Origin of the sequence: Streptomyces sp. NPDC017246 (assembly GCF_044331325.1) — a bacterium.
Classification (GTDB): domain Bacteria; phylum Actinomycetota; class Actinomycetes; order Streptomycetales; family Streptomycetaceae; genus Streptomyces.
Genome location: NZ_JBIRMW010000023.1, coordinates 91,929 through 112,834, shown reverse-complemented (window position 1 = coordinate 112,834; position 20,906 = coordinate 91,929). Strand labels below are relative to the sequence as shown.

Genomic DNA, 20,906 nt, shown 5'->3' with positions numbered 1-20,906 from the left:
CTCGACAGCTGTATCGGTCGGCGGAACTACCCGAGCATGCCCGTTGATCATGCTGGCACCGAGGAATTCCAAGATCCCCGACAGAGTCAAGCTAGACCGCACCGGTCGTCGGACGAGACGAGCGGCCCGCTGACGTACCCCTCTGTGCCGAACTCGCCCGACGCTGCCGATACTTGATCCATGAGCGACGAAAGATGCGTGAGCGACGAAAGATCCGTGCGGTGAACTGGTCGTCCGGGCTGCTGGGGTTCGCCGCCGGGCTGGTGATCTCGGTGGTGACGGCTCCGGCCGGTGTGTCCGGCGCGGTGTTCCTGCTGCCGGTGCAGGTCAGCGTCCTGGGTGTGCCGTCTCCTGCGGTGACGCCCACGAACCTCCTCTACAACGTCGTCGCCGGTCCCGGCGCCCTGGTCCGCCATGCGCGCGCGGGCAGGCTCGGCGGGCCGCTCACCCGTCTCCTGCTGGCCGGAACGGTCCCCGGGGTCGTGATCGGCGCGGTCGTCCGGGTGTTCGCGATCCCCGGACCGACCGTGTTCCGTCTGCTGATCGCCGTCTTCCTCCTGCCGCTCGGCCTGTGGCTGTGCGCGCGGACCCTGCGGCCGGCCGCGGGGGAGCGGCCGGCCCGCGGGCTGTCGGCCCGGGGCACCGGCGGTCTGGCCCTGGTGGTGGGCACGGTCGGCGGGATCTACGGGATCGGCGGCGGTTCCCTCCTCGGCCCGATCCTCGCCGGTCGAGGGGTGCCGGTCGCCGAGGTCGCTCCGGCCGCCCTCGCGTCCACGTTCGTGACCTCGGTCGTCGGAGCGGGCACGTACGCGCTGCTCTCGCTGGCCGCCGGGGGCCCGATCGCCCCCGACTGGCCGCTCGGGATCGCCTGCGGGCTGGGCGGGCTCGTCGGCGGCTACCTCGGAGCCCACGTCCAGCCCCGTCTCCCCGAGACCTTCCTGCGGCTCCTCCTCGGCACCCTCGCCACCGCCGTCGGCGCGCTCTACGCCGTCCAGACCCTCGGCTGACGTCGGGCGTGGGGCGCGCCCGGAGTCTCAGTGACGACTACGCGGTGGTCCAGGGCCTGGTGGCCGCAGGGGCGGGCGTGGCCCTGGTGCCGCGTCTCGCGCCGGGACCCCACCGCCCCGACCCGGTGGTACGTCCCCGGGCCGGTCGCCGTGGTGGTGTCAGTGGCTCCCGATAGCGTGCCGGGATGGCCAAGACTGTCACGTATCTGGAGATGACCGACCGCGGTGAGCTGAAGCCCGGGAGGGCTGTTCCCTCGCTGGACCTCCGGCGCGAAGAGGGGCTTTCGGAGGTGGCGCGTTCGGTGCAGGCCCGGGTTGGAGCGGCCTACGGGTGGCGCAGCTCGACGCGGTCCGGTCAGGAGTGGGACGAGCTGGCGCGGGAGCACCCGCACCGTCAGTACTGGCTGATCAGACTGGCGGGCGAGACGGCCGGGATCGCCGCGCTGGAACCCCTGCCCGGCGGGGACGTGGAGCTCCGTACGTTCGGTCTGCTGCCGGAGTACGTCGGCCGGGGACTCGGCGGGCACGCCCTGACGCTGGCGCTGCGCCAGGCCTGGGCGACGGAACCGCTGGGGGCGGAGGCCGTCCGCAGGGTATGGCTGCACACCAACTCCCACGACCACCCGAGCGCGCTCCTCAACTACCGGAGCCGGGGGCTGCGCGTGTACCGCACGGAGGTGGAGGAGTAGAGCGCTGCCGGCTGCCGGCTGCCGGGTCAGGCGTCCCAGGCGCGAGGGCGGTTCAGGGCTTCCCACTCGGGGCGGAGGAGCGAGAGCACCGCCATGTCGTGGCGGCGGCCGCGGTGGAGGCAGGCGGCGCGGCTGATCCCTTCCCGCGTGAAGCCGGACTTGGCGAGGACGGCGAGGGCAGGGGCGTTCTCCGTGTGGGTCTCCGCCGTGAGCCGGTACATCGGGAGTTCACCGAAGGCCAGGTCCACCACGGCGTCGAGGGCGGCGGTTCCGTGGCCGTTCCCGCGATGCCGGGCATCGAGCATCAGCTCCACCCGAGCCGTGCCGTCGACGATGTTCTGGCCGGCCAGAGCCACGTAACCGACAGGGGTGCCGTCGGGAAGGAGAACGACGAAGTCGTCGCGGTCGTCGTCCTCGATGTCACGCTCGACGCGCTCACGCACGGCGGTGAGTGAGCGAGGCCAGATCCCCATGTGGTGAGCGGCGACGGGGTCGGATCGCCAGCTGTGCAGGAGCTCGGCGTCGTCCGTGTCGACAGCCGCGAGGCCGACGGTCCCGGCGCGCCAGGCGAGCTCCCTCCGGGCTTCTTCCTGTCCGTCGCGCGTCATCATGATGTCTTCGGTCATGGGCGGATGCTATGGGCGTCTTCAGGGCGGGACCACCGGGTTTCTCCGTCCGGCGGCGCACCGTCCTGCCGGGTCGCCGACGAGCCCGGAGTGGAGGGTGCCGGAGGCCTGTCGGCGGTGGCCGCGATCTGTCGACGGTTTGTCGGTGAAGGCTGCGACGTTGGGAGGGAGGGTGCTCGCCGTGAGCACGCTGCCCGAGCGCAAGGAGCCTGTCATCATGTCTTTCGCATCCCGGAGCGGGCCGTGGGACGTTCACCGGCCGCCGACCGCCGAGGGCAGAACGTTCCTGGTCACCGGGGGCAACGCCGGGATCGGCTACTTCGTCGCCGAGCAGCTCGCCGCCACCGGCGCCGTCGTGGTGCTCGGCAGCCGGGACGCCGCGAAGGCCGGGGCCGCCATGACCTCGATCCGCTCGCGCGTCTCCGGCGCGCACGTACGGCACCTTTCCCTGGACCTCGCCGCCCTGTCGTCCCTGAAGACCGTCGTGGACGGGCTGGACCTCGATCGTCTCGACGCGGTGGTCCACAACGCGGGGGTCGCGCTCGACGACCCGCCGCGTCGGGAGACCGAGGACGGCCACGAGCTGATGTTCGGCACCAACCACCTCGGCCACTTCGCGCTCACCCGACAGCTGGCCCCCCTGCTGTCAGCGGCGCCGGCGGGCCGCATCGTGACGGTGGGAAGCTTCGCGGCGCGGTCCGAGCGACTGGACCCGGGCGATCTGCAGTCGACCCGGGACTACCGGCCCAAGCGCGCCTACGGCCGGTCGAAGCTGGCACAGATGTCCTTCGGCTTCGCACTCGACCGACGTCTGCGAGCCGTCGGCAGCACGGTGCGCAGCGTGGTGGCCCACCCCGGTGGCGCGCTGGACTCACTCACCCCCTCCCGCCCGCCGGTCCACCTGACCACCCCCGCCGAGCGACTGCGCGCCGTGCCCGCCGGGCTCCTGGTGCAGGGAAAGAACGCCGGGGCCTGGCCCGTCGTCCGCGCAGTCCTCGACCCCGACGTGCGGGGAGGAGAACTGTGGGGCCCGAGGTTCTTCGGCCTGCGAGGCACACCACGGCGCGAGCCCGTCCCCTCCCACATGGCAGATCCGGAGATCGCCGCTCGCCTGTGGGCCGCCAGCTGCGCACTGACCGACACCGCTCCGCACCTCGGCTTCCGGTAGAGGGAGGCGCGCCCGGGGCAGCCGACCTCGGGCCGACCGCGCTGCTCAGCTCCGGTCGACCGGCGAGCGCGGCGAGGAGACACGCCTCAGACGGCCCGCGAGTCGAGACCTTCGGTGAGGCCGGTGTACAGCTCGGGGCGGCGGGTCCTCATCAGGCCGAACTCCAGCCAGTCGCGGCGCTGGTCGAGGTCGAGGTCGGCGACGAGGACGGCCCCCCGGTCGCGCGGGGCGCGCAGCATCACGCGGCCGTAGGGGTCGGAGATGAAGGACGAGCCGTAGAAGGTGGAGCGGCCCTCGGTGCCGACCCGGTTGGGGACGATCATGAAGAGGGCGTTGGCGAGGCCGTTGGCGCTGATGGCGTGCTCCCACATGGGGCGGGTGTCGAATTCCGGCAGGTCCACCTCGGAGCCGATGGCGGTGGGGTGGACGAGGATCTCCGCGCCGGCCAGGGAGTAGGCGCGGGCCAGTTCGGGGAACCACTCGTCCCAGCAGGTGGGGAAGCCGAACCGGGCGCCGGCGTGGTCGACGACCGGGAACCCGCTGTCGCCGGGGCGGAAGCACAGGTCCTCGCGGTAGCCGGGGAAGGCGGGGATGTGGTTCTTGCGGGTCCGGGCGATCAGCTTGCCGTCGGAGTCGACGCAGACGGCGGTGTTGTAGCCGAGGCCGCCGTCGTGCGCCCGCTCGTAGAGGGAGGCGTGGACGGTGATGCCGAGTGCGGTGGCCAGCTCGGCTGCGAGCGCGACGGTGGGGCCGGAGTCGACGTCCTCCAGGTGGCGGGCGGCGCCGTCGGCCATCGGGTCGTCGGTGTTGCAGAAGTAGGGGCTGCGGGTGAGCTCGGGCAGGCAGACCACCGTGGCCCCCTGCTCGGCGGCGAGGGCCACGCCCTCGCGCAGCCGGTCGTCGTGCTCGACCGGGTCGGCGTACCAGCGCATCTGGACGAGACCGACCCGCAGCGGTTCGCGTTCGGCGGGTGCCGTGCGGCCCGGCGAGCCGAGCGGGGATCCGTAGGAGGTGAGGAGTGCGTACGAGGTCATGGCGGGCTGCTTTCGGGAGTCGAGGGGTCGATGTGATCGTTAACTGAATGTTCAGTCAAGATGTGAGGCGTCAAAGGGCCCGTCATGCGGCATCCGGCGAGCGGCCGCAGAGTCGCGCCCACCGTGCCGGAACGTTCCGGCAAGGGGGAATGTAGACCGTGCCGGAACGTTCCGGCAAGGCCGGCCCCGAACGTCTACACTTCGGACGGGTGAACGCCCGCACCGTGACCCTCCTCGACGTCGCCCGCGCCGCCGGAGTCTCCAAGAGCACCGTCTCCGACGCCCTCCAGGGCTCGGGGCGCGTCGCCGAGGCCACCCGCGACCGGGTCCGCGAGGTCGCGGACCGGCTGGGCTACCGGCCGAACAGCGCGGCGCAGCGACTGCGCCGCGCCGGCACCGGGGCGATCGGGCTGCATCTGCCCCAGACCGCGACACGGCTCGACTACTACATGAACCTCGCCTTCGGGGCGGTCGCCCGCGCCCAGGAGGAGGGACTCGACGTCGTCCTGCTCGCCCCCGCCACCGGCACGCACGGCAGACTCGCCTCGCGCGTCGACGGCCTCCTCGTCGTCGACCCCGAGATCGGCGACGCCGCCGTGCCCGCCCTCCTCGACGCCGGCGTCCCCGTCGTCACCGGCGAGCGCTACCTCGGGCCCGCCGCCGCGCCCACCGGCGCCGTCGTCTGCGACAACTCCGCCTCCCTGACCGTGCTCCTCGACCACGTCCGGGCCCGGGGCGCCCGCCGCCCCGCGCTCCTCGCCCCCGCCGACACCTCGGCCTGGGCCGCCGCCCTCCATGCCACCGCCGACATCTGGGGCCGGAAGCACGGAGTGCCGGTGGAGATCCGCACCGTCTCCTTCGCCGCCACCGCGCACGAGGCCGAGCAGGCCACCCTGGCCCTGCTCGCCGCCGACCCGGAGATCGACGCCGTCGTCTGCGCGCCCGACGGCGCGGCGCCGGGTGTCGTCCTCGCGGCCGCCGCGCTCGGGCGGACCGTGGGGCGGGACTTCCTCGTCGCCTCCTGCGTCGACGGCGCCGCCACCCGCGGCGGCAGTCCGCCCGTCACCGCCGTCGATCTGCGCCCCGCCGCGTACGGCCGGGCCTGCGCGGAACTCCTCTGCGACGTCCTCGCCGGCCGTGCGGGCCCGGACACGGTGCGCCGGCACGCGTGGGCCCTGGAGACGCGCGCCTCCACCGCCGGACCGATCTGACGCGGCCGGCCCTCCCCCCAGGGAGAAAAGGCCGGCCGGGTCGGGCGACGGGCGGGTGACTCCCGCCGCCTACAGACCGGCCGGAAGCCGTTCCATGATTCCCGCCAGGTCCGTGTCCGCCGGGAGCGTGCCGAAGGCCAGTCCCCGGTCGCCGGCCAGCCTCGACGCGCAGAAGGCGTCCGCCACCGGAGCGGGAGCGTGCCGTACGAGCAGGGAGCCCTGCAGGACCAGCGCGAGCCGCTCGACCAGGCGCCGGGCGCGCAGCTCGGCGTCCTCCGGCCGCGCCAGCTCGCCCTGTACGTCCCGCCACGCCGCGTCCAGTCGGGAGTCCGCGCCCGCCGCCGCTTCCACCTCGGCGCGGAAGGCCTCCAGAGACTCCGGTTCGCGGACCAACGCGCGCAGCACGTCGAGGGCGTTGACGTTGCCCGAGCCCTCCCAGATGCCGTTCAGCGGGGCCTCCCGGTACAGCCGCGGCATGCCGGACGCCTCGTCGTAGCCGTTGCCGCCCAGGCACTCCAGGGCCTCGGCCACGGCCGCCGGCTGACGCTTGCACACCCAGTACTTGCCGACCGCCGTTGCCAGCCGGAGGAACGCCCGCTCGCCGGCGTCGCCGCGCTGGGCGCGGTCGGTCGCCCCCGCGACCCGCAGGGCGAGCGTGGTGGCGGCCTCCGACTCCAGGGCCAGGTCCGCGAGGACGTTCCGCATGAGCGGCTGGTCGATGAGCTTGGCGCCGAACACCGCGCGGTGGCGGGCGTGGTGGGCGGCCTGCGCGAGGGCGGCGCGCGTACCGGAGGCGGAACCGAGGATGCAGTCCAGGCGGGTCATGGTGACCATGTCGATGATGGTCCGCACGCCCTTCCCCTCGTCGCCGACGAGCCAGGCCACGGTGTCGTCGAACTCGGGCTCGCTGCTGGCGTTGGAGCGGTTGCCGAGCTTGTCCTTGAGCCGCTGGATGCGGAAGGTGTTGCGGCCGCCGTCGGGCAGCACGCGCGGGACGAGGAAGCAGGACAGCCCGCCCGGGGCCTGGGCGAGAACGAGGAACAGGTCGTTCATCGGTGCGCTGGTGAACCACTTGTGGCCGCGCAGCCGCCAACTCCCGTCGGGGGCCGGGACCGCCGTCGTGGTGTTGGTGCGGACGTCGGTGCCGCCCTGCTTCTCCGTCATGCCCATCCCCGCGAGGAGACCGCGCTTGCCGCCCGGCGCCCGCAGCCCCGGGTCGTACACCCGGCCGGTCAGCAGCGGCTCGTACTCCTGCGCCAGCTCGGGGGAGTTGCGGAGCGCGGGCACCGCGGCGTACGTCATCGACACCGGGCAGCCGTGGCCCGCCTCGGCGGAGCTCCACACCATGAAACCCGCCGCGCGCGCCACATGCGCACCGGGCCGCTCGTCGGCCCAGGGCGCGCCGGCCAGTCCCTCGCCGATCGCGACGTCCATCAGCGAGTGGTACGAGGGGTGGAAGTCGACCTCGTCGACGCGGTTGCCGTAGCGGTCGTGGGTGCGCAGCTCGGGCTCGTGGCGGTTGGCCTCCTCTGCCCAGCGCTGGACCTCCTCGCTGCCGGTGCGTCGCCCGATCCGGTGCAGGTCGTCGAGGTACCACTCGGCGCCCTCGCGGCGTACGCCCTCCAGCAGGACCGGGTCGTCGGCGACGTCGTGACCCACCAGCGGGGGAGTCTGGTTGGTCACCTCGTGGGTGCGCGCGGTGGGGTTGCTGACCGGACGGGTGCCGGCGGTGGTGGTCATGGTCGTGTCCTTCGGAGTCGTCGGGAGGGCGTGTCGTCGGGAAGGTGGTGCGGTGCGTGGTCCGCGCGCGTCCGGTGCGCCGCCCGGTCACGGTCAGCCCGTCGCCGCCCGGCCCGCGCCCAGGCAGCGCAGCGACATCGCGATGAGCTCGGTGATCAGCTGTTCCGTGGAGTCCGCGTCGGACGCGCCCAGTGGGTCCACCAGCACCTCGCCGATCGCGCCGGTGAGGGCGGCGGCGGTGATCTCGGGGTTCTGCGCCGGCAGGGCTCCCGCCGCCACGCCCTCTCGCACGACCTCGGCGAACAGCGCGCGGTACCGGCGTCGGAACTCCAGGCGTTCGGCGCCCACCGCGGGCTCGGCGGGCGCCGCGAGCAGGGCGTGGGCCAGGCCTCTGCGCTCGAAGGACCGCCGGGCGAAGACCTCGACTCCGCGGGTGAGCCGCTCCACGGGGGCGCCCGGGCTGCGCAGCACCTCGCCCAGGACCTCGACCTCACGGCCGGAGGCACGCCGGAAGACCTCGACGGCCAGCGCCGCCTTGGAGGGGAAGTGCTGATAGACCGAGCCGGCCGCGATCCCGGCCGCGGCAGCGACGGTGTTCACGGAGGCCTGTGCCCAGCCCACCTCGGCGACGACATCGGTGGCCTGCTGGATCAGATGCTCCCGTGCGCTGCTGAGCCGTGCCAGCTCGGCGGGCGTCTTGCGGTATGCCATGGAAGCAGTGAATCACCGTTCAGAACTTCACACCAGACACGCGGGCACCCCGGTACGAACGATCAGAGGCGCGGGACGCCCGGCCGTTCACCGCCGCGCGCGGCGCCGGGCGATGAAGAGGCCGAGGACGATGCCGACGAGGAGGGTGACGGTCAGGACGATCCAGAGGGGTAGCGTGACCTCCGGGATCCACATCCTGACGGTGACCGAGCCGGTGTTGGCCGCGATGAACCAGATGGCCAGAGCGGCGAGGACCACGAAGCCGATCGTGCGCACGCGCATGTCGCGGCCCTTGACGGTCAGGGTCGACGGGTCGTGCGGCTTCTTCGTCGTATTCCTGGACATGCGTTCCATTATCGACCGGTATGGTCGCCCGGTCGACTCAAGGGGCGGCGGACGGCCAACAGGGCCATGTCGTCGGACAGCGGGCCGGCGGTGAACCGGCGCACGTCGGCCACGAGCGCGTCGAGGAGACGGTCCGGTGACGCGAAGACCCGGCCGGCCAGGCGGTCCGCCGGATCGTAGAAGACGTCCTCGGTCAGGCCGCCCAGGTGGCGTTCGGGGATCGGGAGCACGGCCCGCTGCGCCGCCTCGGCGACGCCGCGGGCCGAGGCGAGACGCTCCCGCTCGCGGCGCACGACGCGGTTGAGGAGGACGGCGATCGCCGTGACGAAGGCCAGGGTGGCCAGTTCCGTGAAGAGCCCCTGGGTCTCGGTGGTGCCGCCCGCGTGCCCGGTGTCGTAGGAGGCGGCGGCGAGGAGTCCCGCGCCACCGAAGAGGACCGTGGCCAAGCTGGTGATGAGCGGCGCCGCGATCAGGGGGGCCGCGGCGAAGAACGGCGCTCCGGTCAGCTCCTTCGGGGTGCTGACCTGGTAGGCCGCCCCCATCGCCAGGAACAGCCAGGGCAGGGCGCGTGCGAGGTGCCCGGCGCCGCCGGCGCGGGCATCGCCGGGGCGCCTTTCAGGGGTGCCACGTGTGTGGTCGTCCATGCGGCCCTCCTGGGAGGGGAGCTGGCCCTCTCCCAGTGGGGGCCGGGTGGAGTCGCCGTGCGCGAGGGTTTTCCCGGTCGACGTGAAGAGGGCCTGCCGCCCGGGGCGGGGGACTGTGGGTGACGTGCCGATCGGGTTCGGACCGGCGTGACACGCCTAGGAGGACGCCAGCAGCTTCGTTTTGGCCTGCTGGAACTCCGCCTCGGTGAGCGCGCCCTTGTCCTTGAGTTCGGCGAGCTTGGCGAGTTGGTCGGCGTGGCCGCCCGTCGCGCCTTCGGGGCTCGATCCGGCGGTCTTGCGGATGTAGTCCTGGAAGGCCGCCTCGGACGCCTGGGCGTGCTTCACGTCCCTCTTGGTCATGCTCGATCCGCGGGCGATGACGTAGACGAGGACGCCGAGGAACGGCAGCAGGATGCAGAAGATCAGCCAGCCGGCCTTGCCCCAGCCGTTCATCTCGTCGTCCCGGAAGATGTCGGTGATGATCCTGAACAGCAGGAAGAACCACATGATCCACAGGAAGAACCAGAGCATCGTCCAGAAGATGTCCAGCAGCGGATAGTCGTCCATCGTCGCCTCCGTTGGGGTGTGCGTCCATCAGCTGACGGCACCTAGCTGATGAGATATAGCTTTTGAGAAGTATCAGCCTGTTTGTCCGATCTTGCGAGCCGGGCATCGGGCCTGCGGGAAGGCCGGACCGGACCGCTTTCCTCGTGCTCTCACTCGTTTGCTCCGCCCCGCCTCGCCGGAACCGCGCGGACGGGTTTCCCTGGAGCACAACCGCGAGGAGGCACCCGTGCCGCAGGATGAGAACCCGAACGAACTGGCCGCGCTGCGGGCCCGGGTCGCCGCCTTGGAGGCGGAGGCGGACGCCGGCCGCCCCACCCCGCGCCACCGGGGAAGGTCGTTCCTGGCCGCCGTCCTGATCGTGATCGGCTGTCTGCTCGTCCCGCTGGGCATCGTCTCCGCGTGGACCGCCGACATCGTCGGCGACACCGACCGGTACGTCTCCACGGTCGCCCCGCTCGCCTCCGACGAGGACGTCCAGGCGGCGGTCGCCAACCGGGTGACCGCCGCGGTCATGGAGCACATCGACCTGGAGGACCTCCTGGAGGGGGTCGCCCCCGACCAGCGTCCTCTGCTGGCCAAGGCGCTGGGACGGCTCGGAGGGTCGCTGGAGAGCGCCGTCAGCAGCTTCGTCCGCGACAAGACGCAGGAGGTCGTCGCATCGGACGGCTTCGAGACGATCTGGACCGAGGCCAACCGGGCGATCCACACCTCGCTCGTCCGCGCCCTGACCGGCAGCGACGAGGGAGCCGTACAGATCAACAACGACACCGTGACGGTCGACCTGGCACCCGTGATCGAGCGGGTCAAGCAGCGGCTCGTCGACTCGGGGCTCACCGTCGCCGCCAAGATCCCCGAGATCCACACCGACTTCACCATCGTCAAGTCCGAGGACATCGGCAAGGTCAAGACCGGCTTCCGCCTGCTCCAGATCATGGGACTGTGGCTGCCCGTCATCGCCGTCCTGCTGGTGGCCGCGGGCGTACTGCTCTCCGTCCACCGCCGCCGCACCCTGATCGCCTCGGCGCTCGGCGTGGCCGTGGCCGCCCTGTTCCTCGGTGTCTGTCTGACCGTGTTCCGCACGGTCTACCTCAACGCCCTGCCCGACACCGTGTCCCAGGCCGCGGCCGCGTCCGTCTACGACGCGCTGATCCACTTCCTGCGCACCACGGTCCGCATGGTCGTCGTCCTCGGCGTGGTGCTCGCCGTCGCCGCCTGGCTCGTCGGTCCCAGCCGTCCCGCCGTCGTCACCCGCCGCATGTGGAACTCCGGTATCACCGCCACCCGCACCGCGGCGGACTCGGCCGGTCTGCGGACGGGACCGGTCGGCCCGTTCGTACGACGCCACCGCAAGTGGATCACCTGGATCCTGGTCGCGCTCGCCGTCCTCGTGTACATCCTCTGGGACCACCCCACCGGCTGGGTCGTCGTCGGCCTCGCCCTGGCCCTGCTCTTCGCCTTCGCGGTGATGGGGTTCCTGGCGGCGGAGCCCTCGGACGCCGACGACGAAGCACATGTCCAGGCGTAGCGGCGGATGCCGGGAACAGGCCGGACGGCGGCGTGGGCGGAGCGGTTTCGGCGGCTGCGCTCCTCGGCCGAGGAGCGGCTGCCCGTCCTGTCGGAGGTCGCGAACCGGCTGCTGTCGGGGAACCTGCTCGACGGGGGGACCCGGCTGGCGGCCCAGGCGTTCCTCGCCGCCGTGCCGCTCCTCTTCGCCGTCGCCGCGTTCGCCCCGCAGTCGGTACGGGAGCAACTGAGGGATTCCCTGCGTGCGATGTTCGGCCTGAGCGGTCGTTCCGACGTCGAACTGCAGCAGGTTCTGGGCCACTCCGGCGACGCCGAGCTGCGGGAGACGACGGGTGCGGTCGGCCTGGTCGTCGCCCTGGCCTCGGCGACCAGTTTCAGCCGGGCCATGGCCCGGGTCTGTGAACGCGCCTGGGCCTTGCCCAAGTCCAGGACGCGGGTCGCGGTCTGGCGTTGGCTGGTCTGGCTGCTGGTGCTGATGATCGCGGTCCTGCTCCAGGGTCCCCTGCGGGACGGCTTCGGAGCGGGGCTGTGGGTCGGCGTCCCCGTCTTCTTCCTGGTGAGCACGGGGATCTGGATGTGGACCCAGCACCTGCTGCTGGTCGGCCGCGTCCCGTGGCGGCTTCTGCTTCCCGGCGGGCTCCTGGCGGCCGTGGCCACGAGTGTGCTGTCGCTGACCGCGCGGTTGTACATGCCGAACGCGCTCAACAGGGCGCTGGCGGAGTACGGATCCCTCGGCCTCGTCCTCACGATGCTGTCCTGGCTGATCGTCGTGTGCGCGGCCCTCACCTTCGCGTTCACCATCGGCGCGGTGCTGGCGCAGGAGCCGCCCCTGGACCGCTACCTGAGAGCGAGGGACGACCCGCCGGGGACCACGGGCGCGGACGGTCCGACGGAGCAGACCCCACTCGGGAACGGGTGACCGTCAGCTGCGGGCCGCTTCCCGCGTCGTGCAGGTGAGGCCACCGGCCGGGCACCAGTGCGTACGGCCGCCGACGAGGTGGAGTTCCAGGTCCGCGTCCCGCATACCGTCGCGGTCCAGGGCGGCGCGCAGCGCCGTCGGGGCGGGCTGTGGGGGCAGGCCGAGGACCCCGATCACGACGACGCCGTTGCGTGCCTCGACCGAGGCGATCTGCCAGCTGCGGTCGGCGGCCCACCGCTCCGCGACGGGCCGGGCGTTCGCGGCCAGGGCCCGGTCGCGGGCCACCGCCACCGTGCCGGTGGTGAGAGGCACGGCGACGAGCAGCAGGACGGCCACCACGGCCGCGAGCGTCCGGCCCCGGAACGCACCCACCGGCAGCGCCGCTTCCTGGGCCCCCGCACGCACCCCGTACGCCAGGAACACCACCGTGCCGGTGGCGACGATCGCCGCGACGTTCGTGGCGAACAACAGCGCCGACTCGCCGGCGTCGTGGTAGCGGTGGACGGTGATCAGAAGTCCCGTCACGGCCAGCGGCGGCACCAGCGAGATGGCGATCGCGACGCCCGGCAGGGTGTCGGAGATGTCGGTCCGTACGAGGGCGAAGGCGCCGACCGTACCCGTGGCCAGGGCCGCGAGCAGGTCGATGAGCCGCGGGCTGATGCGGGAGGACACCTGACTGTTGGAGGCGAACGCGTCGGGAGGGGAGACGATCCACCCGAGCAGCATGCCGATGAGGACGACCGCCGCCGCACCGGCGAGCACGAGCAGAGCGCTGCGGACGAGATGCGCGCGGTCCGCCAGGACCAGCGCGAGGGCGCTGCCGAGGATCGGCGTCATCAGAGGGGCGACGATCATCGCCCCGATCACCGTGGCCGTGGAGTCGCCGATGACACCGGCGGTGGCGATGACCGCCGCCAGGACGAGGAGCACCCAGAAACGGGTGGAGCTGCGGCTGCGCCAGGCCCGTTCGATGTACAGGGCGTCGGCCATCCGGCGTGCCGCGTCCGCACTCACACCTGCCATGGTGGTTCCGTCCTGTCTCGGGTGCGGGTCAGGAGCCGAGGACGCGTGCGAGACCTCGCTGAGGGGACATATCGGCTCACACGATCTTATGGGTTCGCGGTACGACCGCACTTCGACACCGCCGGCCTCGGGCGCACGTGTCAGGAGACCCGTACGTGTATGCGAGACCTGCATGCGCCACGAGACCCGCGCGTGTCACGAGGCCCCGAAGGACCCCAGGTGCGGGATGTTCTCCCCGACGGTCGGCGCGTGTGCGGAGGAGTCCCCTTGGAGACGAGTGACGGTGAGCGGGATCAGCCCGGGTCGAACCCGCGAAGGCCCTCGGAACCGTCGAAGCCGCCGAAACCGCCCGCCCTGCTGACCCGTGTGCGCGGCGCCGTGGACTCCGCTCTCCCGTCGGGGCCCCCTCCCGGGCCGGCGCGTCCGGAGTTCTGGCGCAGCCCGCTGCGGGGCCCGTGGCTGACGGCCGTGCTCGGACTTGTCCTGATGGCCGGAATCACGGTGCTGTTCGTGACGGGCCTGCTGTCGTACGCGGCGTACAACCCCGATCTGTCCCCGGTCAACGACCAGACGCCCGACAAGGGATGGCTCGGCTTCTACCTGTTCTCCTGGCCCACCTCGCCGTCCTGGCTCTACCGGCTCAACCAGGGCGTGCACGTGGTCCTGGGCGTCGTCCTCGTGCCGGTGCTGCTCGCGAAGCTGTGGTCGGTCGTCCCCAAGCTGTTCGCATGGCCGCCCGTGCGGTCGGTCGGGCACGGCGTCGAGCGACTGTCCCTGCTCCTGCTGGTGGGCGGAGCCGGCTTCGAGTTCGCCACCGGCATCCTCAACGTGCAGCTGCACTACATCTTCCCGGGCTCCTTCTACGTCCTGCACTTCTACGGGGCGTGGGTGTTCATCGGCGCCTTCGTCGTCCACGTGGCCTTCCGGCTCCCGCGGGCGCTCCGGGCCGTGGGGCGCGGAACCGGGCAGCCGGAGGCCGGCAGCGGGGAAGCCGCCGGGCTGGTCGCTCCGCGGCCGGCGCCGCCGACCATCTCCCGCCGGGGCGCTCTCGGCATGGTCGGACTCGGATCCCTGGCACTGTTCGTGGTGACGGCGGGTCAGAGCGTGGGCGGCTGGTGGCGCGCGACCGCGCTGCTCGCCCCGCACGGCCGGGACCCCGGCTCGGGGCCGAACGGCTTCCAGATCAACAAGACCGCGGCATCGGTGGGGATCCGGCCCAGCGACATCGGCCCCGCCTGGCGGCTCAGCGTACGCGGCGAGGCCGGCCGCCAGGTCGTGCTGACCCGGGACGAGCTGCTGGCCATGGAGCAGCACGAGGCGGCCCTTCCCATCGCCTGTGTGGAGGGCTGGTCGACCCCCGACCAGCTGTGGAGCGGAGTACGGCTCGCCGACCTGGCCGCACTGGTCGGGAGGGGCACGGACACCCCGCGGGTTCTGGTGGAATCGGTACAGCGGGGCGGGCCGTTCACCTCGGTCGTCCTGAGGGACAACCAGGTCCGGGACCCGCGCTCGCTCCTCGCGGTACGGGTCAACGGTGCCGTCCTCTCGAACGACCACGGCTACCCGGCCCGGGTGATCGTCCCCGGCGCTCCCGGCGTCCACAACACCAAGTGGGTGGCCCGCCTCACCTTCGGAGAGCCGGCATGAGCCGCACGACCGCCTTCCGCCGCCGCTACGGAGCCTCCCCGCTCCACCTCCTCCTCGTCCTGACCTCCTTCGCCCTCGCCGCCTACGCTGGCGTCCGCCTGCTCGAGGGAGACACCCTGGGCGTGGCCCTCTGGTTCGTCGGCGCGGCCCTCCTGCACGACCTCGTGTTCCTCCCCCTCTACGTGGTGACCGACCGGGCGGTGCAGCGCCTGTTCAGGGGGAGGGCCGGCGCGGGGGAGGCGCCGCCGAGGCCGAGCGTCAATTTTGTGCGCGTACCCCTCTTCGTCTCGGGGCTGCTGCTCCTGGTCTGGTGGCCGCTGATCCTGCGCCGGGTCCCCCACTACACGGCGGCCACAGGGCTCCCGGCCGACGGTTTCCTGGGGCGCTGGCTGCTCATCACCGCGGCTCTCCTCGCCCTGTCGGCGGCGATCTTCCTCGTCCGCCGGTGGCGGGAGACAGCACCTCGAAGACGAGCGGCACGACCCCGCCCGACCGGGCCCCGGACGTGAGACTTTCCTACTGGTTCCGGCCGTGGAAGCTCTGGCGGAACGAGACGGTCGACGAAGCGCTGCCGACCGCCCCCGCAGCCCCGGGACCGGACCCCCGGCCGACGGCGGCCGACCCGACCACCTCGTCCTCGTCCGCGCCCCCGCTCTCGCCCACGGCCCCGACCTGCGCCCCTCCCGCCTACGCCCGGCCCGGTCCGTCCTCGGTCCGGCGGCTCCCGGTCCTGTGCCTCCGGCGCACCGCGGTGGCCCCCGACACGAGAAGGACCGCGAGACCGTACGCGGTCGCGCTCAACGTCCACTCGTGGCCGAAGACCGGGCCGAGGACGTAGACGGCCGCGCCGGCGAAGGCGACGCCCAGCCACTCCCAGCGCCCGTCCAGCGCCACGAGGGCCACCAGGAGCAGGGCGTACCAGGAGTAGCCGGGTGTCAGGAGGACGAAGGCCCAGCCGGTGACCAGGAGCGCGCCGCTCCACGGGCGGGACGGGCTGCCGCGCCGCATCACGTACACCGAGACGCCCGCCATCACGGCGACGAGCACCGGGAACGCCCAGCTGTCGGGCAGGAGCAGATGGAGCAGCGCGTACCGGGATCCGGCCGAAGGATCGTAGTACCCCTCCTCCTCCACGTAGCCGCCGAGATAGCCGAAGACGGAGCCGTGCGAGAGGAGCACGTACGGCAGATAGGCGAGCGCGGTGAACGCCGCGGCCGGCAGCAGCACGGCGGCCGCGTCGCGGACGCGGCGGACTCCGGACAGCGCCCCGGGCAGGACCACCGCCGGCATCAGTTTGGTGGCGACGGCGGCGCCCAGGACCAGGCCGCCGGCCGCCCGTCCGCCCATCCTCCGGCGGCCGGAGCCGGTCCCCGCGACGAGCCCGAGGCCGATCACGGCCGACAGCACCCCCAGGACGTCGACATGAGCGTTGTTGACCGCCTCGACGGGCACGGCGGGACACCACGCCCAGTACGCGGCCCGGCGAAGGTCCGTGCCCCGCCGGCGCAGGATCAGCAGCACCGCACCCGTCACCCCCAGCGAGATCAGACCGGCGCCGATCTGGAGCGGCTTGTGCCGGGCTCCCCCGGGGGAGAGCCGGTCGACGGCCAGGAAGTACACCTCCGCGACCGGCGGATAGATGGTGTGCACGGCTGGCCGGTTGATGCGCGTGCAGCTCCGCGTGGGGCCCGTACCGGCCAGGGGGTACAGGTCAGGTCCCGCACAGGCGTCACCCGTGGGGAAGAGCCAGGAATCCCGCAGCCCGACCAGCGCGGGGTCCCGCGGAGCATGGTCGTACGGGGAGATGCCGGCGGACTGCACGCGGCCGTCCCAGGCGTAGCGGTACGAGTCGGTGCTGGTCCGGGGCGGCGCCACCAGCCCCGTCACCGTCACGGCGATCGCGCCGGCCACGAGCAGGGGCACGACACGCGAGGACGGAACCCGGCGCAGCGCGAGCGACGCCCCCGCGAACAGCGCCCAGCAGGCCGCGTACCTCCAGAACAGCCCGGCGGGGTCGGTGACATGACCGTCGTACCGGATCGTCAGGCAGAGGACGGCGGTGAGGGCGGCGAGAGCCGTGCCGGCCAGCAGCACCGGGCCCGGCGAGGCGGGAGCGGTGCGGCCGACGGCGGAACGCCCGGCGGCGGAGGCGGCGGTGGCGGCGGTGGCGGTCGGGGCGGTGCGCGGGTTCACGTCCGAAGCGTTTCAGGAACGGGCCCCGAAGCGGCGCCGGGCGCCCCGCACGTCCGTGTTTCGTAAGGTGTTCCCACCGCCCGCGCGGGCCCTGCCGGGGGTGTCATGGGCTCATGCGCCTCACCCCGCCCTCCGGGCCGCCGCTCACCTTCACGGCGCGTCTGCACGACGCCCGCACCGCGACCGTGCTCGGTCGCCGACTGGGGCTCGCCGTCGCCGTGTGCTTCGTCACCGGCGTGCTCAGCCACTACCTCCAGCACCCGCCCGCGCTGCTCGCCGACCGGCTGCCGAGCCGCCCGTACTGGGGCTACCGGCTCACCCAGGGACTGCACGTGGCCTCCGGCATCGCCGCGGTCCCCCTGCTCCTGGCCAAACTGTGGGCCGTCTACCCACGGCTCTTCGCGTGGCCGCCCGTCCGCTCGGTCCGGCACGCGCTGGAACGCCTCTCCGTGGCGCTGCTCGTCGCCGCCGCGCTCTTCGAGCTGTTCACCGGACTCCTCAACACCGCCCAGTGGTACCCCTGGCCGTTCTCCTTCGTGCCCGTGCACTACGCCGTCGCCTGGCTCCTGCTGGGAGCCCTCCTGCTCCACCTCGCCGTTCAATGGCCCGCGATCCGCGACCACCTCACCCGCCGCTCACCCGGCACCCAGGCCCTGGCCGCGGCCGACGGACCCGACCGCCGCCAACTGCTCGCCGCCGTGGCGGCGGGGGTCGGCGCCGTCACGCTGACGACCGTCGGCCAGTCCGTCACCGCACTCGGCCCACTGGACCTCCTCGGCCCGCGCAGCCCGGCCCGCGCTCCGCAGGGACTGCCCGTCAACCGGACCGCCGCCGCGGCACTCGTCACCGAGGCGTCCCTGGCCGACTGGCGGCTGACCGTCGCCGGACCCCGTCCGTACAGCCTCACACTGGAGGAGCTGCGGGCCATGCGGCAGTACGAGGTGACCCTGCCGCTCGCCTGCGTGGAGGGCTGGAGCGTGTCGGCCCGCTGGACGGGCGTGCGGGTGCGGGACCTGCTGGACCGGGCAGGGGGCGGACCACGCGCCCGGTGCCGGGTGGTGTCGCTGGAGGCGGCGGGCGCGTACCGGGTGACGGAGATGGGCCGCTCGTACGCGCAGGACCCGCTCACCCTGCTGGCGTTGGGCCTGAACGGCGACGTGCTGTCCCTGGACCACGGCTACCCGGCACGGATCATCGCGCCGAACAGGCCCGGAGTGCTCCAGACCAAGTGGGTCGGCCGGCTGGAGGTGTCGTCGTGAGCGCCGGCCGGTACGTGGTCGGGGGCTGCGGGCTCGCCCTCATGGCCTTCGGCGGGTCACTGGTGATCGGGCGACCCGAGCCGTGGTCGGTCGTCCTGTGGCTCGCGGGCGGGGTTCTCGTGCACGACGCGGTGATCGCACCGCTGGTGATGGCCGTCGGCGCACTCGCGGCGGCGGCCGGACCGCGCCTGCGCGGAGCTCCGCGCGCGGCCCTGATCGTCGCGGGCTCCCTGACGGTGATCGCCCTGCCACCGCTCCTGCGCCCCGGACCGGTGGCCAACGCGACCGTGCTGCCACTGGACTACCCGCGGAACTGGCTCCTCGCGATGGCGGCCGTCGCCGTGATCACGGTCGGATACGCCGGAACCCGGGCGGGCGTGAGGTGGGCGGTCCGGCGGTCGACGCCGGCGGTCCGGTGGTCGGCGGCGGCATGGGCGCGGCGGGCGGCCCGGCGGCGCTGACGCGCCCTCCCCGGGGCGGGCCGCCGACGCCCGAGGGGCGTCGGCGACCCGCCGTCACCCGGTCAACGCCGCAGACCCACGAAGCTGCGGCCCGCGGCCTGCCAGGTGAGGGAGCGGGTCCAGCCGGCCACCGCCGCTTCGGCGCACAGGGCCCGGACACCCAGGCGGGCCCACCGGAACGGCGCGCCGCGACCGCCGCGGCCGTCGTCGACATGTACCTCGACCCGTTCGTCGACATCGGCCGTGGCCACCTCGACCAGCAGGGAGCCGCCCGTGGCGGCGAGTTGGGCGGCCCGGCGCAGCAGGGCGGCGGGATCGCCACCGATGCCGATGTTGCCGTCGATGAGCAGGACGGTGCCCCAGCGGCCCTCACCGGGCAGCGGATCGAAGACCGACCGGCACAGCGCGCTGCCCCCGGCCCGTACGGTACGGGCCACCGCCTCCGGGGTGACGTCCACACCCAGCGCCCGGTGCCCCCGTGCGGCGAGCGCGGCGACGAGGCGGCCCGGTCCGCAGCCGATGTCCAGCACGGGTCCAGCGCAGCGGTCCAGCACCGTGGTGTCGGCCGCGTCGGGTTCGGCGCACCAACGGTCGACTTCCAGGGGGAGCAGCCAGCCGTCGCCGCGGCGCAGGTAGAGCGGGCCCCGGCCGGCCCGGAGCGCCTCGGCGTACGGGTCCGCCCCCCAGGCCGGGGCGCAGGTGTCGGCCGGCGGTGCGGTCATCGGGCCGCTCCGCACAGACCGGCCCGGAGCTCGCCGTGGAGGCGGGCGAAGCGGGTGCCGGGTGCGGCGGCCGCGACCCGTGCCGCGTCCGCCGGGGTGTCCACGTCGCACAGCTCCGGCAGGTCCCGTACCGCCCGCCCGGACGCGGTCAGCCGCCGGCGCTGGTCGCGCCCCGTGTGCGGTACGGACATGGGAACGCCGAGGAGCAGCGCCGGGTCCGGCTCGGCCAGGCCGAGCGCCCAGAACCCGCCGTCGTCGGCGGGGCCGAACCAGGCGTCGGCGTCGCCGAACCGAAGGCCCCGGGCGAGGAGGCCGGGAGTGACCTGAGGAGTGTCCATGCCGATGAGCAGCGCCGGGCCGCCCGCCTCGGAGAAGGCCGCGGCCAGCCGGGCGTCGAGCCCGCCCGCGCACTGGCGGACGACCTCGATCCCGTCGGGCACCCAGGGCCCAGGGTCGCCGTCGAGGACGAGGACACGGCGCCCGGCCGGAGTGGCGAGGACCGCCGCGAGGGTGTCCTGGAGCGCGGCGCGGGCCAGGTCCGCCGCCTGCCGAGGGGAGAACCGCGGGCTCAGCCGCGTCTTGACCAGGCCGGCCACGGGAGCCTTGGCGATCACCAGGAGCGTGCTCACGCGGCGACCTCCCCGACCGGCTCGGACCGGTCGCGCGACGGCTCGGCCAGGACCCGGCGCATGTCCCGTACGGCGTGCCAGGTGCCCCGCCAGGTGCCGGTGACCTTGGACCTCCCCGAACGCGGCAGGTACGGGACGTCCGTCTCGGCGACCCGCCAGCCCGCGTCCGAGGCCCGTACGACCATCTGGAGCGGGTAGCCGCTGCGCCGGTCGGTCAGCTCAAGGCCCAGCAGGGCCTCGCGGCGCGCCACCCGCATCGGACCGAGATCGCGCAGCCGCAGCCCGGTGCGGCGGCGCAGCATCCGGGCCAGGGCGAGGTTTCCGGCGCGGGCGTGCGCGGGCCAGACGCCGAGGCCCTGCGGGCGTCGGCGGCCCAGCAGGAGATCGGCCTCACCGGCCGCGACCCGCGCGGCCATCGGCGCGAGCAGCCCCGGATCCATGGAGGCGTCGCAGTCGCAGAAGCAGACGAGGTCGGCGCGTGCCGCGAGCAGCCCGGCATGGCAGGCGGCGCCGAAGCCGCGCCGGCTCTCGTGGACGACGGTGGCGCCCAGGCCGCGGGCGATCTCCGCGGAGCCGTCGGTCGAACCGTTGTCGACGACGATGGCCCGCCATCCGGCGGGCACCCGGGCCAGCACCCAGGGGAGCGCCTCGGCCTCGTCGAGGCAGGGCAGTACGAGGTCGGCACGGGGCGGTGCGCATGCAGAGGAAGTCACCCTCCACACCGTAGGAAGCGGGCATCGGAGAAGGGGGTTTCCAGACCTTACGAAACGCGGACGCCGTCCCGGAT

Annotated in this window: 22 protein-coding genes; 10 read left to right on the top strand and 12 right to left on the bottom strand. The window is 73.5% G+C overall.

Annotated features, from left to right (window positions below):
* Window positions 1-221 precede the first annotated feature (221 nt).
* Together ACH4MY_RS35900 and ACH4MY_RS35895 are read left to right on the top strand one after the other, a co-directional pair.
* Window positions 222-1,007: a sulfite exporter TauE/SafE family protein gene (locus ACH4MY_RS35900; protein WP_398008727.1), complete on the top strand. Its 786-nt coding sequence runs from the start codon at window positions 222-224 to the stop codon at window positions 1,005-1,007.
* Between the two features lie 185 nt (window positions 1,008-1,192).
* Window positions 1,193-1,696 (top strand): GNAT family N-acetyltransferase, encoded by a 504-nt coding sequence (locus ACH4MY_RS35895; RefSeq protein ID WP_398008721.1) that lies wholly within the window; start codon window positions 1,193-1,195, stop codon window positions 1,694-1,696.
* Window positions 1,697-1,722: 26 nt separating this feature from the next.
* Here the strand turns inward: ACH4MY_RS35895 and ACH4MY_RS35890 are convergent, their stop codons facing one another.
* A complete protein-coding gene (locus tag ACH4MY_RS35890) occupies window positions 1,723-2,322 on the bottom strand; it encodes a GNAT family N-acetyltransferase (protein WP_398008720.1) in 600 nt (199 codons plus the stop codon).
* 217 nt (window positions 2,323-2,539) lie between these two features.
* On the opposite strand from ACH4MY_RS35890, the gene ACH4MY_RS35885 reads away from it, so the two are divergent.
* A complete protein-coding gene (locus tag ACH4MY_RS35885) occupies window positions 2,540-3,490 on the top strand; it encodes an SDR family NAD(P)-dependent oxidoreductase (RefSeq protein ID WP_398008718.1) in 951 nt (316 codons plus the stop codon).
* A gap of 86 nt (window positions 3,491-3,576) precedes the next feature.
* Here the strand turns inward: ACH4MY_RS35885 and ACH4MY_RS35880 are convergent, their stop codons facing one another.
* Window positions 3,577-4,524, bottom strand: coding sequence for a nitrilase-related carbon-nitrogen hydrolase (locus ACH4MY_RS35880; protein ID WP_398008716.1), 948 nt, complete (start codon window positions 4,522-4,524; stop codon window positions 3,577-3,579).
* 209 nt (window positions 4,525-4,733) lie between these two features.
* On the opposite strand from ACH4MY_RS35880, the gene ACH4MY_RS35875 reads away from it, so the two are divergent.
* Window positions 4,734-5,735 carry a LacI family DNA-binding transcriptional regulator gene (locus tag ACH4MY_RS35875; protein ID WP_398008714.1) on the top strand — a complete coding sequence of 334 codons (1,002 nt, stop codon included), beginning with the start codon at window positions 4,734-4,736 and terminating at the stop codon, window positions 5,733-5,735.
* A 69-nt stretch (window positions 5,736-5,804) separates the two neighbouring features.
* Here ACH4MY_RS35875 and ACH4MY_RS35870 read toward each other — a convergent pair whose 3' ends face one another.
* From ACH4MY_RS35870 to ACH4MY_RS35850, 5 genes are all read right to left on the bottom strand, one after another.
* A complete protein-coding gene (locus tag ACH4MY_RS35870) occupies window positions 5,805-7,475 on the bottom strand; it encodes an acyl-CoA dehydrogenase family protein (RefSeq protein ID WP_398008712.1) in 1,671 nt (556 codons plus the stop codon).
* A 93-nt stretch (window positions 7,476-7,568) separates the two neighbouring features.
* Window positions 7,569-8,186 carry a TetR/AcrR family transcriptional regulator gene (locus ACH4MY_RS35865; RefSeq protein WP_398008710.1) on the bottom strand — a complete coding sequence of 206 codons (618 nt, stop codon included), beginning with the start codon at window positions 8,184-8,186 and terminating at the stop codon, window positions 7,569-7,571.
* An 87-nt stretch (window positions 8,187-8,273) separates the two neighbouring features.
* On the bottom strand, window positions 8,274-8,531 hold the full coding sequence (locus tag ACH4MY_RS35860; RefSeq protein ID WP_398008709.1) for a DUF1049 domain-containing protein: 258 nt from the start codon (window positions 8,529-8,531) through the stop codon (window positions 8,274-8,276).
* Between the two features lie 8 nt (window positions 8,532-8,539).
* On the bottom strand, window positions 8,540-9,175 hold the full coding sequence (locus ACH4MY_RS35855) for a hypothetical protein (protein ID WP_398008708.1): 636 nt from the start codon (window positions 9,173-9,175) through the stop codon (window positions 8,540-8,542).
* A gap of 156 nt (window positions 9,176-9,331) precedes the next feature.
* Complete coding sequence (locus tag ACH4MY_RS35850; RefSeq protein ID WP_398008706.1) at window positions 9,332-9,742, bottom strand: SHOCT domain-containing protein; 411 nt, start codon at window positions 9,740-9,742, stop codon at window positions 9,332-9,334.
* Between the two features lie 226 nt (window positions 9,743-9,968).
* On the opposite strand from ACH4MY_RS35850, the gene ACH4MY_RS35845 reads away from it, so the two are divergent.
* Together ACH4MY_RS35845 and ACH4MY_RS35840 are read left to right on the top strand one after the other, a co-directional pair.
* The gene (locus ACH4MY_RS35845; RefSeq protein ID WP_398008704.1) at window positions 9,969-11,267 is read left to right on the top strand and encodes a hypothetical protein; all 1,299 of its coding nucleotides are present in this window, start codon (window positions 9,969-9,971) and stop codon (window positions 11,265-11,267) included.
* Between the two features lie 6 nt (window positions 11,268-11,273).
* Window positions 11,274-12,185, top strand: a complete 912-nt coding sequence (locus tag ACH4MY_RS35840) for a YhjD/YihY/BrkB family envelope integrity protein (RefSeq protein WP_398008702.1) — start codon at window positions 11,274-11,276, stop codon at window positions 12,183-12,185.
* Window positions 12,186-12,188: 3 nt separating this feature from the next.
* Here the strand turns inward: ACH4MY_RS35840 and ACH4MY_RS35835 are convergent, their stop codons facing one another.
* Window positions 12,189-13,208 carry a TIGR00341 family protein gene (locus ACH4MY_RS35835; protein WP_398008700.1) on the bottom strand — a complete coding sequence of 340 codons (1,020 nt, stop codon included), beginning with the start codon at window positions 13,206-13,208 and terminating at the stop codon, window positions 12,189-12,191.
* Window positions 13,209-13,574: 366 nt separating this feature from the next.
* On the opposite strand from ACH4MY_RS35835, the gene ACH4MY_RS35830 reads away from it, so the two are divergent.
* Together ACH4MY_RS35830 and ACH4MY_RS35825 are read left to right on the top strand one after the other, a co-directional pair.
* Window positions 13,575-14,855, top strand: coding sequence for a molybdopterin-dependent oxidoreductase (locus ACH4MY_RS35830; RefSeq protein WP_398008725.1), 1,281 nt, complete (start codon window positions 13,575-13,577; stop codon window positions 14,853-14,855).
* Window positions 14,852-15,364, top strand: coding sequence for a hypothetical protein (locus tag ACH4MY_RS35825; RefSeq protein WP_398008698.1), 513 nt, complete (start codon window positions 14,852-14,854; stop codon window positions 15,362-15,364). Before ACH4MY_RS35830 ends, ACH4MY_RS35825 begins: the two co-directional genes overlap by 4 nt.
* A 178-nt stretch (window positions 15,365-15,542) precedes the next feature.
* On the opposite strand, the gene ACH4MY_RS35820 is transcribed toward ACH4MY_RS35825, so the two are convergent.
* Entirely contained in the window at window positions 15,543-17,048 is a 1,506-nt protein-coding gene (locus ACH4MY_RS35820; RefSeq protein ID WP_398008697.1) for a hypothetical protein, read from the bottom strand.
* A 113-nt stretch (window positions 17,049-17,161) separates the two neighbouring features.
* Between ACH4MY_RS35820 and ACH4MY_RS35815 the strand changes: the two genes are divergently transcribed.
* Both ACH4MY_RS35815 and ACH4MY_RS35810 read left to right on the top strand, forming a co-directional pair.
* Entirely contained in the window at window positions 17,162-18,307 is a 1,146-nt protein-coding gene (locus ACH4MY_RS35815) for a molybdopterin-dependent oxidoreductase (protein ID WP_398008696.1), read from the top strand.
* Window positions 18,304-18,768 carry a hypothetical protein gene (locus tag ACH4MY_RS35810; protein ID WP_398008694.1) on the top strand — a complete coding sequence of 155 codons (465 nt, stop codon included), beginning with the start codon at window positions 18,304-18,306 and terminating at the stop codon, window positions 18,766-18,768. Before ACH4MY_RS35815 ends, ACH4MY_RS35810 begins: the two co-directional genes overlap by 4 nt.
* 62 nt (window positions 18,769-18,830) lie before the next feature.
* Here ACH4MY_RS35810 and ACH4MY_RS35805 read toward each other — a convergent pair whose 3' ends face one another.
* The 3 genes from ACH4MY_RS35805 to ACH4MY_RS35795 are packed head-to-tail and all read right to left on the bottom strand — an operon-like array spanning window position 18,831 to window position 20,832.
* Window positions 18,831-19,490 (bottom strand): class I SAM-dependent methyltransferase, encoded by a 660-nt coding sequence (locus tag ACH4MY_RS35805; protein ID WP_398008693.1) that lies wholly within the window; start codon window positions 19,488-19,490, stop codon window positions 18,831-18,833.
* Window positions 19,487-20,119, bottom strand: a complete 633-nt coding sequence (locus tag ACH4MY_RS35800; RefSeq protein ID WP_398008692.1) for a DUF2064 domain-containing protein — start codon at window positions 20,117-20,119, stop codon at window positions 19,487-19,489. The genes ACH4MY_RS35805 and ACH4MY_RS35800 overlap by 4 nt, the downstream gene beginning before the upstream one ends.
* Window positions 20,116-20,832 carry a glycosyltransferase family 2 protein gene (locus tag ACH4MY_RS35795; RefSeq protein WP_398008690.1) on the bottom strand — a complete coding sequence of 239 codons (717 nt, stop codon included), beginning with the start codon at window positions 20,830-20,832 and terminating at the stop codon, window positions 20,116-20,118. Before ACH4MY_RS35795 ends, ACH4MY_RS35800 begins: the two co-directional genes overlap by 4 nt.
* Window positions 20,833-20,906: the final 74 nt, after the last annotated feature.

Coding starts and splice junctions, on each gene's coding strand:
- ACH4MY_RS35895 (WP_398008721.1), top strand. CDS start 1,193: ATGGCCAAGACTGTCACGTATCTGGAGATGACCGACCGCGGTGAGCTG.
- ACH4MY_RS35890 (WP_398008720.1), bottom strand. CDS start 2,322: ATGACCGAAGACATCATGATGACGCGCGACGGACAGGAAGAAGCCCGG.
- ACH4MY_RS35885 (WP_398008718.1), top strand. CDS start 2,540: ATGTCTTTCGCATCCCGGAGCGGGCCGTGGGACGTTCACCGGCCGCCG.
- ACH4MY_RS35880 (WP_398008716.1), bottom strand. CDS start 4,524: ATGACCTCGTACGCACTCCTCACCTCCTACGGATCCCCGCTCGGCTCG.
- ACH4MY_RS35870 (WP_398008712.1), bottom strand. CDS start 7,475: ATGACCACCACCGCCGGCACCCGTCCGGTCAGCAACCCCACCGCGCGC.
- ACH4MY_RS35865 (WP_398008710.1), bottom strand. CDS start 8,186: ATGGCATACCGCAAGACGCCCGCCGAGCTGGCACGGCTCAGCAGCGCA.
- ACH4MY_RS35860 (WP_398008709.1), bottom strand. CDS start 8,531: ATGTCCAGGAATACGACGAAGAAGCCGCACGACCCGTCGACCCTGACC.
- ACH4MY_RS35855 (WP_398008708.1), bottom strand. CDS start 9,175: ATGGACGACCACACACGTGGCACCCCTGAAAGGCGCCCCGGCGATGCC.
- ACH4MY_RS35850 (WP_398008706.1), bottom strand. CDS start 9,742: ATGGACGACTATCCGCTGCTGGACATCTTCTGGACGATGCTCTGGTTC.
- ACH4MY_RS35840 (WP_398008702.1), top strand. CDS start 11,274: ATGCCGGGAACAGGCCGGACGGCGGCGTGGGCGGAGCGGTTTCGGCGG.
- ACH4MY_RS35835 (WP_398008700.1), bottom strand. CDS start 13,208: ATGGCAGGTGTGAGTGCGGACGCGGCACGCCGGATGGCCGACGCCCTG.
- ACH4MY_RS35825 (WP_398008698.1), top strand. CDS start 14,852: ATGAGCCGCACGACCGCCTTCCGCCGCCGCTACGGAGCCTCCCCGCTC.
- ACH4MY_RS35815 (WP_398008696.1), top strand. CDS start 17,162: ATGCGCCTCACCCCGCCCTCCGGGCCGCCGCTCACCTTCACGGCGCGT.
- ACH4MY_RS35805 (WP_398008693.1), bottom strand. CDS start 19,490: ATGACCGCACCGCCGGCCGACACCTGCGCCCCGGCCTGGGGGGCGGAC.